The sequence below is a fragment of the Nocardioides piscis genome (assembly GCF_011300215.1).
GTDB lineage: Bacteria > Actinomycetota > Actinomycetes > Propionibacteriales > Nocardioidaceae > Nocardioides > Nocardioides piscis.
The window spans coordinates 333,842-346,978 of the sequence record NZ_CP049866.1 but is presented as its reverse complement, the minus strand read 5'-3'; the positions used below and the strand labels follow the sequence as shown (position 1 = coordinate 346,978).

Here is a 13,137-nt window from a genome sequence, read left to right as displayed (position 1 = left end):
CCGGCACGTGGTGGGGAAGCCGCGTGCCGGGCGTACCAACGCAGCAGGACCCGATGAAGTTTCCAAGCACGAGGGATTCGAAGGAGAACCCATGACCGAGACGCCTGTCACCGGCGCGGCACGCAAGGGCGCGAAGAGGGGCGGCGGCCTGAAGATGGAACGCGTCTTCAGCACCGCGGGCACCCACCCCTACGACGCGATCACCTGGGAGCGGCGCGACGTCGTCCAGACCAACTGGAAGACCGGTGAGACCGTCTTCGAGCAGCGTGGTGTGGAGTTCCCCGACTTCTGGTCGGTCAACGCCTCGACCATCGTCACCACGAAGTACTTCCGCGGCGCCGTCGGCACCGACGTGCGCGAGTGGAGCCTCAAGCAGCTGATCGACCGCGTCGTGAAGACCTACACCAAGGCCGGCATCGAGCACGGATACTTCGCCGGCGACGCCGACGCCGAGGTCTTCGAGCACGAGCTGACCTGGCTGCTGGTCAACCAGTACTTCTCCTTCAACAGCCCCGTGTGGTTCAACGTCGGCACCCCCTCGCCGCAGCAGGTCTCCGCGTGCTTCATCCTCTCCGTCGACGACTCGATGGACTCGATCCTCAACTGGTACAAGGAAGAGGGCTTCATCTTCAAGGGCGGCTCCGGCGCCGGCCTCAACCTCTCCCGCATCCGTTCGTCCAAGGAGCTGCTCTCGAGCGGCGGCACCGCGAGCGGCCCGGTCTCCTTCATGCGCGGTGCTGACGCCTCCGCCGGGACCATCAAGTCGGGCGGCGCCACGCGTCGTGCGGCCAAGATGGTCGTGCTCGACGTCGACCACCCCGACATCGAGGAGTTCGTCGAGACGAAGAAGAACGAGGAGAACAAGATCCGCGCCCTGCGCGACGCCGGCTTCGACATGGACCTCGGCGGCAAGGACATCACGTCCGTGCAATACCAGAACGCCAACAACTCGGTCCGCGTCACCGACGAGTTCATGCGTGCGGTCGAGGACGGTACCGACTTCGGCCTGCGTGCCCGCGGCACCGGCGAGGTCATCGAGCGCGTCGACGCCCGCGAGCTCTTCCACAAGATCAGCGAGGCTGCCTGGGCCTGCGCCGACCCGGGCCTGCAGTACGACGACACGATCAACGACTGGCACACCAACCCCGAGACCGGGCGGATCACCGCGTCCAACCCGTGCTCGGAATACATGTCGCTCGACAACTCCTCGTGCAACCTCGCCTCGCTCAACCTGCTGAAGTTCCTCAAGGACGACGACACCTTCGACGCGGCGCTGTTCGCGAAGGCCGTGGAGTTCATCATCACCGCGATGGACATCTCGATCTGCTTCGCCGACTTCCCGACCGAGGCGATCGGCGACACCACGCGCGACTACCGCCAGCTCGGCATCGGCTACGCCAACCTCGGCGCCCTGCTGATGGCGATGGGCCTGGGCTATGACTCCGAGGGTGGGCGCTCGATGGCGGCCACGATCACCTCGCTGATGACCGGCACGTCCTACAAGCGCTCGGCCGAGCTGGCCGGGATCGTCGGTCCCTACGCCGGCTACCAGCGCAACGCCGACGCCCACAAGCGGGTCATGCGCAAGCACCAGGCCGCCAACGACGTGGTGCGGGTCCTGCACACCGAGGACGGCCGCGTGCACAAGCTGGCCTCGAAGGCCTGGGACGACGTCATCAAGCTCGGCGAGAAGAACGGCTTCCGCAACGCGCAGGCCTCGGTGCTCGCGCCGACCGGGACCATCGGCTTCATGATGGACTGCGACACCACCGGCATCGAGCCCGACTTCTCGCTGGTGAAGTTCAAGAAGCTCGTCGGTGGCGGCTCGATGCAGATCGTCAACCAGACGATCCCGCGGGCGCTGAAGAAGATGGGCTACCAGCCCGAGCAGATCGAGGCGATCGTCGCCTTCATCGCCGAGCACGGCCACGTCATCGACGCGCCGGGTCTCAAGCAGGAGCACTACGAGATCTTCGACACCGCGATGGGCGCCCGCTCGCTCAAGCCGATGGGCCACGTGCGGATGATGGCGGCGGCACAGCCGTTCCTCTCCGGCGCGATCTCCAAGACGGTCAACCTCCCCGAGACCGCCACGGTCGAGGAGATCGAGGACGTCTACATGCAGTCCTGGAAGCTGGGGCTCAAGGCGACCGCGATCTATCGCGACAACTGCAAGGTCGGCCAGCCGCTGTCCGACGGTCGCTCCGACTCGGCGAAGAAGGACCAGGGCGAGACCGTCGACGAGGTTGTCGAGACCAAGGTCGTCGAGAAGGTCGTCTATGCCCCCAAGCGCAAGCGCCTGCCGAAGTCGCGCGTCTCGCGCACGACCTCGTTCACGGTCGGTGGCGCCGAGGGCTACATGACCTCGGGTGCCCACGACGACGGCGAGCTGGGCGAGGTCTTCCTCAAGCTCGGCAAGCAGGGCTCGACCCTGGCCGGCGTCATGGACGCGTTCTCGATCGCCGTGTCGATCGGCCTGCAGTACGGCGTCCCGCTCGAGACCTACGTCTCGAAGTTCACCAACCTGCGCTTCGAGCCCGCCGGTCTGACCGACGACCCGGATGTCCGTATGGCGCAGTCGCTGATGGACTACGTCTGGCGTCGCCTGGCCCTGGACTACATGTCCTTCGAGGAGCGCTCGGCTCTCGGTATCTACTCCGCCGCGGAGCGTCAGCGCCACCTCGAGACCGGCTCCTATGAACCGAGCTTCGAGGAGACCGGTTCGGCCTCCGAGCTCGTCGAGGCCCCGGCGGCCCACGCCGAGGTCATCGAGGACGTCGAGACCAAGGACACCCATGGCAACGAGGCCCGCCAGGTCCCGGCCCAGCCGGTGGTCGGCGAGGCCAAGACCACGGCTGAGCTCTTCGAGAAGCTCACGGGTACGGCGGTCGACAGCCCGCTCTGCATGACGTGCGGGACGAAGATGCGGCCTGCTGGTTCGTGCTACGTGTGCGAGGGCTGCGGGAGCACCAGCGGCTGTAGCTGATGATGATCTGAACCTGCGCAACACCAGGCAGATCCATGAGTCGTTCGGCCCCTCGCGCCGAGCCGGATGTATTCACGAGGTGGCGATGGGCCTGCTGTCCGGTTCGTGAAGTCGTCCATGGCCGAGGCGATCGGCGCTGCCGACGACGAGGTGGACCGGCTCCTGGAAGACGGTTGGGAGCCGCGCAACATCGCCCTGCTCACGACCGGCCATCGACACCCGGTGCAGGTCGAGCACACCGAGTTCCACGACCAGGAGGGCTACTGGAGCACCTATTGGGACGACGACGTCTTCTATGGCCACGTCCTCGGCTGCAAGGGCCTCGAGCGTCGGGCCGTCGTGCTGTGCCTGAACGAGGACGGTGCTCGTGACCGGGCACGCGAGAGGTTGTATGTCGGGATGTCGCGAGCGACCGACGTGCTCGTAGTGATCGGGGACCCCGACACGGTCCGGCGCGTGGGCGGCGACGAGGTTGCCAGGCGACTGGGGTTGACTGGTGCGCTCGGACATCTCAGGGGAGCAGGTGCGTCAGCGCCCTCCCCATGACCTGGTTGCGCTCTGCCGGTGTCGCGATCCCTTCGAACCCGAAACCAAGGAGGAGCGAGTCGGGCGTCGTGATCCCGGCGCCGACCGGGAAACCGCCGGCAGTGGTGACGATCCAGTCGTTGCCGTTGGCCGAGCTGCCCTGGGGTGCGCCCGACACCGTCCAGCCGTCCAGCTCGCCGCCCTCGAACGACGTGCTAGTGCCGTCGGGCAGGGTCACGTCGTCGATGAAGGCGCCCAGGTTCTGGGTGCCCCAGTCGCTCGCGTAGCTGATCGACACCTCGACCGGGCCACCGGCCCATTCACTGAGGTCCACGCTCCACTCCTGCCAGCCGGCGGAGTTGCCGGACGCGGCGTGCCAGTCGCCGTCGGCCTTCCCGGTGGGAGTGCAGGTCTCCGTCGCCTCGTCGAGGGTCTGGTAGTAGTCGAGCTGGGGGTGGAGCTCGCGCCAGCCGGACGAGCAGCTGAGGCCGGTCGCCTGGGAGGTGTGGCCATTGAGGTCGGGCAGCGTCGTCCAGTCGGTGCCGTCAGGGGTGCGGGCCTCGACGAAGACGTAGTCCCAGTCGATCTCGGTGTCGTACGACGTCCAGAAGTCGAGCGTCCCGCCGCCGGCCGGGACGTTGACCGTCCTGGTCAGCCGCTTGTAGGACACGTCGGCGATCTGGCTGTAGACGTACTGCTGGCCGGTGTGCGGCTCGAACGGTCCGCCCGGCTTGTCCCATCGTGCTGACGGCCAGCTCTCGAACTGCGGGAACTCGGCGATCGGCAGGATGCCGCTGGTCGCGATGAACGACGACGTGGCGTCCTGGTTGTCGGCCGACGCGGGGCCGTTCATGCTCCAGTCGATCGCGCTGAACGGATCGTCGAGCCCGGTGACGTCGTAGACATCCCCGTTGTCGTCGTGGCCGTCGCCCGGGACCTGGAGGTAGCCACCGAACCAGTACTGCAGCACGTCGTTCATGCCGTCCCCGGACCCGCGCAGCGCCAGGCACCGACGGGCGTCGACCCCGGCGGGAAGCGGGTTGCAGGCGATCTCGCCCTGGGGGTCGTACCTCTGGGTGCCGACCGTCGCTCCGGAGTACTGCGCGCCGGCGAGGTCGCCGGTGTACATCACCTTGCCGCCCTCGTTCATGTAGGCGCGGAACTCATACATCTCGTCCAGCGCCAGCCGGTCGACGTTGCCCGGGCCGCGGCCGGCCGTCCGGGTGACGGCGTCGTCGCCGGTGTACCAGATGACCGCGTCGTAGTGGCTCAGCACGCCGAGTGCGTCGGGCGCCACCCGGCCGTGGGCGTCCACGTCGTAGACGTCGGCGGCCACGCCGTTCGCCTGGAGTGCCTCGAGGTAGTAGTTGAGGTAGCGCGGCCCGGCGTACGGACCTGGTGAAGCGCCCGTGTAGTCCTCGGCCGCGACCACCAGCACGTCGCTGCCCGAGTCCGAGACGGCGCGATAGGTGAAGGACGGGCTTGTCTCGCCGCCACCCTCGAACCACACCTCGACGTCGTTGCCCGGCTCCGTCCCGGTCACCACGCCGCGCATCTGGCGGTAGTGCGTCGACGTCATGCCGAACCGGTCGCCGCCGGCCCACTCCTGGGTGGGCGCCGACTGCGTCGGCCCGCCGTTGATCTTCCACTTGGCGGTCACCGCACCCAGGCTCCGCTTCGCGAGTACGGCGACGGGCTGTTGGTCACCGAAGGACTTGGTGAAGCTCAGCTGGACGCTGGGGATGCCCGACTTGTAGGCGTCCGCGCTGTTCAGGTAGAAGGGCTCGGTCTTGATGCCGAGCGAGGACTTCGGGTCGTCGGGGTCGGCCGCCGACTCGGCGACCGACTCGGCGAAGGGCAGGTTGCGCTCGAACTCTTCCTGCACGAGCTGCTCGTCGTCGGGGAAGACGAAGCCGCAGCCGGGGCAGCCGGGAGAGAGCTCCGGCGTCCAGGCCAGGGTGCCGGTGGCCTCCTGTGCGTAGCCGTCGATCTCGCCGTTGGTGATGTAGAGGACGTCCGACGACAGGCCCGGGTGATAGTCCTTGATCGCCGGCTGGTCGAGGTTGCCGGAGAGGGCGTAGTAGATCGGGTCGTCGGCCGTCGGGGTGCCGATCTGCCAGCCGTCGTTGTAGAGCAGCCAGCGCCCATTGGAGTGGTAGTTGACCATGAACTCTGCCTTGGCCGTCTCGAAGAGCTTCATGGCCGCCTTGGACTCCGGCTCGGAGCCCGGGGACGGGCCGCGGTAGGTCTCGCTCGACGGGATGGGCGAGGAGCCCTCGTTGTCGTAGCCCCAGTGGGAGGGGAAGTTGCGGTTGGGGTCGACGCCGTCGCCGACCTGCGTGACGCCGTCACCGTTGTTGTCGCGCAGGTTCTTGCGCCACAGTCGCTCGTCGGTGAACGTGTATTCGTAGCCGTCGGGGTTCATCACCGGGACGAACCAGAGCTCGGTCTCCTGGAGCAGCTTCTTCGTCGCCTCGTCGTCGGCGGCCCACCGTTCGAGGTAGGTGTTCATCAAGCGCCGGGTGACCTCGGGCGCAATCCACTCACGGGCGTGCTGGGTGGCGCTGAAGATGACTGCCGGGCGGGACCCGTCCTTGCGGCCGCGTGCCCCCTGGGTCACCTTGAGGGCGAGGATGTCGCGCCCCTGGTAGGTGGTGCCGAGCTTCACCAGCTTGGTGACGCCGGGATACGTCTTGGAAGCCGCCACGAGCTGGTCACGGAACCCGCCGGGCTCGTCGTACGAACGCCACACCGTGTATCCGTTCACTGCCTGGGCGGCCGCGAACTGGCGGACCGTCTTGCCGCCCTTGACCCTGGCGAGGCGGACGTCGATGCCCTGGCCGCGAAGCTTCTGCGCCTCCTTGGCCGTGAGCACCAGGTCGACCCGTGTGGTGTCGCCGGTGGGGTGCGCCTCATGGAGGTCGTAGCCCTGGCTGGCGAGGCTGCCGAGCTGGTCGGAGGTGACGCCTCGAGCGGTGTAGCCGTCGAGGCGCTGCTCTGCCTCGGGAGCCGCCGAAGCGCCGGGGGACGTTGACGAAGGTGGCGCCAGCCCCACGCCTAGTACGGCGACCACGACCGCAGTGATGCATCCGGACACGAAACGACGCATGACAACCTCCGAGATGGATGTGATTCAGATCACACTGCCACTCGGCGGGGTCGAGGGGAATACCGAAGAAGGGGCAGGTTCGAACACCCACCCACGACCTTCGAGGGCATCGTCTACAAGGTGAAGAACGGCAAGCTGGTCGTCGCGTCCGATGACGCCGCCCTCAAGGGCCGGTGGACGGCTCGGGGGTCAAGGTGATGGGCGATTCGCAGACCAGTCTCGCGTCGACCAACACGTCGTTGTCCTTGACCAGCTCGGCAGTGCAGTCGGAGTGGTAGGCGCCGTCGACGATGACCGTCTCGGTCGCGACTCGAACCCCACGATCCGCAGGGATGTAGGCGCGCTTGTAGGTGATGGGCTCTTCATAGCGTGCGTCCAGTGCTGCTTCGATGTCTTCGGCCTGGGACGTCCATGCCTCACGACTGGTGTCGTCGACGCGCTCGATGACGACCAGGATCGACACAGCGGCCGCAATCACCGCGGCATACCGCAGCGTCCTGGCTCGGCCCAGGCGTTCACGAAGGGCCAACCGGCCCGGGGTCCGGTGGGTCATGGGTCTCTCGAGAGGAGCAGCCATCAGAGACCCCCTCGGTGATGATCGGTTGCGCTTGTTGCTCGATCGCAGGGTATCGGCGGGGCCTGGTGCGCGGCCGTCGGCATCGCCGACCCGAACGGCCAGCGATGCCATGCTGGTGGCATGGGAATCCGAACGGGCACGACCGTCAAGTGGAAGTGGGGATCGTCCTGGGCGACGGGGACAGTCGTCGAGGTCCACCACGACAAGGTGACGCGCACGACCAAGGGCAATCAGGTCACCCGCAACGGGAGCGACGGTGACCCGGCCTACGTCATCGAGCAGGAGGACGGCACCACTGTCCTCAAGCTGAGCAGCGAGGTCGAGCGCGCGTAGCTGACCAGAGTGCAGCCTCACGCCGACCTGATCCCGACGACATCTGCGGGAATGGGACGGATCGCCCCGCGCGTGGCTAGGTGCACGACCTCGCACGGATGGCAGCGCGGCGGGCGGCGGCATACACGCGAGCCAGCGCCAGCATGACGCGGCGCCGTGTTCCGGTGACCCATCACGTACGACGCCGGCCGCTCAACGACGGAGAAACTGGCCCTCTGTCGTGCTTGTGGACAGGGGCGCCAGGGCCCCGGCCGTTGTCGGTGGGCTCTGGAAGAGTGCTCTCATGACGGCGCTCCCTCACTCCTTCGACCACCAGGTCGCGGCCGCCGCGCGCCGGTGTGCCGACGCCGTCGAGTCGGTCGCGGAAGTGCCGTTGTGGTCGATGGGCTCGGGTGAGGCGGGGGAGACGCTGGTGGTCCTGACCCGGGCGCGGGCGCAACTGGACGAGCTGTTGATGCGGGTCCTGCGTCATGGCGAGACGGTCGACACCGGGCTCGACACCGGGGCCGTGTCGACGACGAGCTGGTGGTCCCACGAGACCCGGACGACGCGCGCCGAGGCGCACCGCACCCGCCGGCTGGCGGAGTCTCTCGAGCGACACGGCTGCGTCCGTGACGCGTTGGCTGGGGGTGGTCTGTTGACCGATCAGGCGAGCGTGATCGTGGACGCGGTCGATGCGCTGCCCGATGACGTCGCCGAGTGGGTGTCTCCGGCAGCGACGGAGTTCTTGTTGGACAAGGCGCGTGACCATGACGCGAAGGCGTTGCGGATCCTGGGTCGGCGGCTGCTCGAGGTCATCGATCCCGAGGCCGCTGATGCGGAGGAGGCGCGTCGGCTGGAGGCGGAGGAGCGCGAGGCGCGGGCGGCGGCGTCGTTCACGATGAGCGACGACGGGCACGGGAGGTGCCATGGCCGGTTCACGTTGCCGACGCTGCACGCGGAGATGTTGCGCAAGCACCTGATGGCGTTGGCCTCGACGTCCCGCCCAGCGACCGAGCCGGGGGAGCGGGTGTTGTCGCGTCACCGGATGGGTCGCGCGTTCATGGACTACATCGAGTCCCGCCCACCCGACACGGTGCCGTCGGCCGGCGGGGTGCCGGCCACGGTGGTGGTGACGATGGAGCTGGAGACGCTGCTGGGCGGCCTCAAGGCCGCGTCGTTGGACACCGGCGGGCGGATCAGTGCCGGTGAGGCTCGTCGTCTTGCGTGCAGGGCCGGGGTCATCCCGGTCGTGCTGGGCGGGCGGAGCGTGGTCCTCGACGTCGGGCGCAAGCGACGCTTCCACTCCGAGGCCCAACGGGTCGTGATGGGTGTGCGCGACGGCGGCTGCACCGCGTTTGGCTGTGATGCCCCGCCCGGTCTGTGTCACGCCCACCACGACGTCGCCTGGTCGAAGGGCGGTGGGACGAGCGTCGAGCAGGGGAGGTTGCTCTGCTCCAGGCACCACACGCTGATCCACGACCCCGCCTTCCAGCACTCCCTCGACAAGCACGGGAAGGTGCTCTTCAGCAGGCGGACCTGAGCTGCAGAGGGTGAGAGACCCGGGCGAGGTCGAGGAGAACGGATCGCAAGACCTCTCGATGCCCATCCCGTCCGGGCCAGGAACGCCGTCGGCTGGAGCTCACCGAGCGCGGTCTCGAAGGCGGTCAAGCCCCGCTGACGCCCGGGGCTAGCCCATGCGCGCGGCCTTCTTGGCCGCCGCCTCGTCCCGCCGCTCGACGAACCGCGTGGCCTCGCCGTCCAGCGCCGCCACGGCTTCCGCGAGCTCGTCGCGCGCCTTCTCCCCGTCGGCGTCGAGACCCTCGAGCTCCCAGACTCCCCACTGCCGCAGCAGCGGAGTGACGATGTCGTCGTGGTGGATCCGCAGGTCATAGATCCCCGCCTTCGCCATCTGGACCGCCTTGCGGGCGAAGCCGGGGATGATGTTGCCCGGCATCTGGAAGCCGACGACCTCCTCGGTGATCGCGCGCATCGTCTGGCTCGGGGCCAGCTGGAGGGCCGCGGTGACGATGTTGCGATAGAAGATCATGTGCAGGTTCTCGTCCTTGGCGACCCGGCTGAGCAGCTTGTCGGCGATGGGCTCCTCGGTGTAGCGCCCGGTGTTGCGGTGCGAGACCCGGGTCGCGAGCTCCTGGAAGGACACGTAGGCGCAGACGTTGAGCAGCGGCTTGTCGATGGCGTCATAGCCGATCTCCATCGTCTCCATCCGTGCCCGCTCCAGCTCCACCGGATCGACGCCCCGGGTGACGAGGAGGTAGTCGCGGATGCAGAACGCGTGCCGTCCCTCCTCAGCGGTCCATCGGTTGACCCAGGTGCCCCACGCACTGTCGCGGCCGAAGGCCCGGTCGATCTCGCGGTGATAGCTGGGCAGGTTGTCCTCGGTCAGCAGGTTGACCTCGAGCGCCGTCCGGGCGATCGGTGACAGCTGGGACTGGGCCACCTCCCATGGGTCGCCGCCGAGGTCGGCGAAGTCCCGCCCGAGGCTCCAGGGCACGTATTCGTGCGGCATCCACTCGTCGGCGGTCGCCAGGTGGCGGTTGAGGTTCTCCGCGACCGCGGGTTCGAGCTCCGCGAGCAGCTGGGCGGTTTCCAGGACGGCCATGTTCCATGCCTACACCCGTCGCGGCTTCGTGACCATGGGCCTGGGCGAGGCCGCGACGCACTGAGCCCCATTGTCCGTCTTGTCCACGGACGCAATCGGGAGCATCGTGGGGAGGAGCAGAGGTCCGCGAGAAGAGGCAGGTGTTGAGATGCACGCGCAGGTGGGCGACACCCTGGTCGCCGAGAGCAACAGGACCGGCACGGCGGCCAAGCGGGGCGAGATCGTCGAGGTCCGCGGCGAGGACGGCGCACCGCCATACGTCGTGAAGTGGAACGACGGGCACGAAGGGCTCGTCTATCCGGGCGCCGATGCCCACGTGCTGCCCGGGAGCCAGTGAGTCGCGGACCAATACCACATCTCCAGGTCGGTCGCGGGGTGGGACGATGCGTCCATGGTCAGGTTCCCAGCCCCGCTCCAGCCCGGTGACCGCATCGGCGTGACCGCCCCCTCGCAGGGCGTCGAGGGTGCCGCCGAGGCGCGCATCGACTTCTGCGTCTCCACGCTGCGCGACGCCGGCTTCGACGTCGTGGTCGGCGAGATGATGGACGGGTCGGGCATCACCTCGGGTCCCGCGGCCGAGCGCGCCGCCGAGCTGACCGACATGCTGTGCGACCCCGCCATCCGGTGCGTGATCCCACCGTGGGGCGGCGAGACCGCCATCGACCTCGTCGACCTGCTCGACTGGGACGCCCTCGCGGCCGCCGAGCCGACCTGGCTGGTCGGCTACTCCGACCTCTCCACCGTCCTGCTCCCGATCACGACCCGCCTGGGCTGGGCGACCCTCCACGGCGACAACCTCGCCGACACGCCCTACGAGGCGCCCGCCGGACTCCTGAAGTGGCTGGACCTCGCCTCCGGACCGGGCCCGCACCGCCAGCGCGACTCGGGACTGATCTCGGAGTGGGTGCGGTTCGAGGAAGACGCACACGCCACCGAGTGGAAGCGCGGCAGCACCGGGCAGTGGAGCCTGCACGGCAGTGACTCGCTGGACGTCAGCGGTCGGCTGATCGGTGGGTGCATCGACACCCTGGTCAACCTCGCCGGCACCCCGTACGGCGATGTCGCAGCCTTCGGGCGTGAGCACGCCGACGACGGGCTGATCGTCTATCTCGAGGCGGCGGAGGACGAGGCGGCCACCATCTGCCGCAACCTGCACGGCATGCGGCTCGCCGGCTGGTTCGACCACGCGCGGGCGATCCTGATCGGCCGGACCAAGGCCCGGGACAACGCGAGGCTGACCCAGCGTGACGCGGTCCTCGATGCGCTGGGCAGGCTCGACCTCCCGATCGTCTTCGACCTCGAGATCGGGCACGTGCCACCGCACCTGCCGCTCGTCAACGGCGCCCTGGCGACCGTGACGTTCGACGGGGACACCCGTGAGATCGTGCAGCACCTGCGCTGATCAGGGATCACGAGACCAGCACGAGCAGCACCGCGTCGACCAGTGCGATGACGATCGCCGCCACGAACGGCCACCGGCCCGGGGCCACGAGGACGACGACGGCGAGGGTCAGCACGACTCCCGACACGGTTCCGACGACCGGGACGGCCGGCGAGGCGCCGACGAGGATGACCGCAGACGCGGTGACCAGCACGAGCGCCGCGACCGGGGCGATCCAGCGGCGACCCAGACGGTGCGGCAGGCCCCTGACCCCCGTCGCGGCGTCGTCGGCGAGGTCGGGCAGCACGTTGAGCAGGTGGGCGCCCACGCCCAGCAACGCCGCGGCCGTGGGCCACCACCACGGGGGCTGACCTGAGCCGGCGAGGCCCACGAACACCGTCAGCCCACCGAACGCCACGGCATAGGGCAACCACGACCAGGGCGTCGCCTTCAAACCCAGGTTGTAGGCCCAGCCCGCAGCCACGCAGGCCAGGTGCACCAGCCCGGCGACGAGGCCGCACGCCAGTGACAGGCCGACGCAGGCCACCACCGCCAGCGCACACGCGACCCTGGCCTGCTTGGCCGAGGCCGTGCCGGCTGCGAGCGGCTTGTCGGCGCGCCCGGTCTGCCGGTCGCGAGCCAGGTCGATCAGGTCGTTGCTCCAGCCGATCGACAGCTGCCCGGAGAAGACGGCGCCGACGACCAGCACCCAGCGGACCGGGCCCACGTCGGCCGTGACCGCCAGCAGGCCGGCCAGCACCGTCACCGCGAGGGCGGGACCGGGGTGGGTGGCGCCGGCGAGTCCGCGCAACCCCGCTGCGGGTGTCTCACGGTCACGAGCCTGGTCAGCGGTCAACGTGCCGACCTCTCCTTCGGGTCGACGATCGATGGGGTGACGCTACCCAAGCCGACTGGCCTTCCCCGCAGACGTTGCCTATGGTCGGTGTCATGGAAGGGACGATGGTGCTGCCGGCGATGACGCCCGAGCGCTCCCACCTGCCTTCCCACGTGCCGTCGGGTGCAGCGCTGCTCGCCCTGGCACTGAGCGAGGAAGCCCACGGCATCCGTGGTCTCGACGTGCTGCGTCGCAGCGTCGACCGCGCCCCGCCCAGCCAGTCCTGAGTCGAGCATCCCTGGGTGCGCCGCCCGTCGGCGTACCTGCCCCTTCACGCACCCCGACAACGGCCGCTGCGTGACGTTCCTCAAGGACTGAACATGACTGCCAACCCTGTTTCCCCCATCGCCGGACCGCGTTCTGTGACCCCCGTCGCCGGACCGCTCCTCCATCTCCCGAGGGCCGCCGGGCCCACCGCCAGGCTCAGGGCCCTGCCCCAACCACGACCGGACCAGGCCGCTGTGCCGTCGGACGTGGACGCCCACCTGGCCCGCCTCGAGGCAGCCCGTCAGGCCCAGCTCGCGACCCTCCCGCAGTCACCGGTCGACGTCGTCGCGGCGGCTCACCGCGGGGCCGTGGTCCGGATCCTCGAGCAGGTCCGCGCCGCTCGCCAGCGGCTTCGTGCCGGGACGTATGGCGAGTGCGCCAAGTGTGGCACCTGGATCGAGCCAGCCCGCCTGGAGCTGCGACCGTGGCTGGTCACTTGCACGGCGTGCGCGGAGGGGTGAC

Annotated in this window: 12 protein-coding genes; 8 read left to right on the top strand and 4 right to left on the bottom strand. The window is 68.9% G+C overall.

Going from position 1 to position 13,137, the window contains the following annotated elements; genetic code table 11:
- The first annotated feature begins 91 nt into the window (after positions 1–91).
- Both G7071_RS01785 and G7071_RS01780 read left to right on the top strand, forming a co-directional pair.
- Positions 92–2,986, top strand: a complete 2,895-nt coding sequence (locus tag G7071_RS01785; RefSeq protein ID WP_166314129.1) for a vitamin B12-dependent ribonucleotide reductase — start codon at positions 92–94, stop codon at positions 2,984–2,986.
- 105 nt (positions 2,987–3,091) lie between these two features.
- Entirely contained in the window at positions 3,092–3,532 is a 441-nt protein-coding gene (locus G7071_RS01780) for an ATP-binding domain-containing protein (protein ID WP_166314126.1), read from the top strand.
- Here the strand turns inward: G7071_RS01780 and G7071_RS01775 are convergent.
- Together G7071_RS01775 and G7071_RS01770 are read right to left on the bottom strand one after the other, a co-directional pair.
- On the bottom strand, positions 3,498–6,620 hold the full coding sequence (locus G7071_RS01775; protein ID WP_166314123.1) for a M14 family metallopeptidase: 3,123 nt from the start codon (positions 6,618–6,620) through the stop codon (positions 3,498–3,500). The genes G7071_RS01780 and G7071_RS01775 overlap by 35 nt on opposite strands.
- 163 nt (positions 6,621–6,783) lie before the next feature.
- Positions 6,784–7,197: a hypothetical protein gene (locus G7071_RS01770; RefSeq protein ID WP_166314120.1), complete on the bottom strand. Its 414-nt coding sequence runs from the start codon at positions 7,195–7,197 to the stop codon at positions 6,784–6,786.
- A 120-nt stretch (positions 7,198–7,317) separates the two neighbouring features.
- Between G7071_RS01770 and G7071_RS01765 the strand changes: the two genes are divergently transcribed.
- On the top strand, positions 7,318–7,530 hold the full coding sequence (locus G7071_RS01765; protein WP_166314117.1) for a hypervirulence associated TUDOR domain-containing protein: 213 nt from the start codon (positions 7,318–7,320) through the stop codon (positions 7,528–7,530).
- Positions 7,531–7,813: 283 nt separating this feature from the next.
- The gene (locus G7071_RS01760) at positions 7,814–9,052 is read left to right on the top strand and encodes an HNH endonuclease signature motif containing protein (protein WP_166314114.1); all 1,239 of its coding nucleotides are present in this window, start codon (positions 7,814–7,816) and stop codon (positions 9,050–9,052) included.
- Between the two features lie 147 nt (positions 9,053–9,199).
- Here the strand turns inward: G7071_RS01760 and G7071_RS01755 are convergent, their stop codons facing one another.
- The gene (locus tag G7071_RS01755; RefSeq protein WP_166314111.1) at positions 9,200–10,132 is read right to left on the bottom strand and encodes an acyl-ACP desaturase; all 933 of its coding nucleotides are present in this window, start codon (positions 10,130–10,132) and stop codon (positions 9,200–9,202) included.
- A 148-nt stretch (positions 10,133–10,280) separates the two neighbouring features.
- Between G7071_RS01755 and G7071_RS01750 the strand changes: the two genes are divergently transcribed.
- Both G7071_RS01750 and G7071_RS01745 read left to right on the top strand, forming a co-directional pair.
- Positions 10,281–10,469, top strand: coding sequence for a DUF1918 domain-containing protein (locus G7071_RS01750; protein ID WP_166314108.1), 189 nt, complete (start codon positions 10,281–10,283; stop codon positions 10,467–10,469).
- Positions 10,470–10,523: 54 nt separating this feature from the next.
- Positions 10,524–11,534 (top strand): S66 family peptidase, encoded by a 1,011-nt coding sequence (locus G7071_RS01745; RefSeq protein WP_166314105.1) that lies wholly within the window; start codon positions 10,524–10,526, stop codon positions 11,532–11,534.
- Positions 11,535–11,541: 7 nt separating this feature from the next.
- Here G7071_RS01745 and G7071_RS01740 read toward each other — a convergent pair whose 3' ends face one another.
- The gene (locus G7071_RS01740; protein WP_246210308.1) at positions 11,542–12,369 is read right to left on the bottom strand and encodes a UbiA family prenyltransferase; all 828 of its coding nucleotides are present in this window, start codon (positions 12,367–12,369) and stop codon (positions 11,542–11,544) included.
- A 92-nt stretch (positions 12,370–12,461) separates the two neighbouring features.
- Between G7071_RS01740 and G7071_RS01735 the strand changes: the two genes are divergently transcribed.
- Together G7071_RS01735 and G7071_RS01730 are read left to right on the top strand one after the other, a co-directional pair.
- On the top strand, positions 12,462–12,635 hold the full coding sequence (locus G7071_RS01735; protein ID WP_166314102.1) for a hypothetical protein: 174 nt from the start codon (positions 12,462–12,464) through the stop codon (positions 12,633–12,635).
- Between the two features lie 234 nt (positions 12,636–12,869).
- Positions 12,870–13,136 (top strand): TraR/DksA family transcriptional regulator, encoded by a 267-nt coding sequence (locus G7071_RS01730; RefSeq protein WP_206062876.1) that lies wholly within the window; start codon positions 12,870–12,872, stop codon positions 13,134–13,136.
- The last annotated feature ends 1 nt before the right edge of the window (position 13,137 follow it).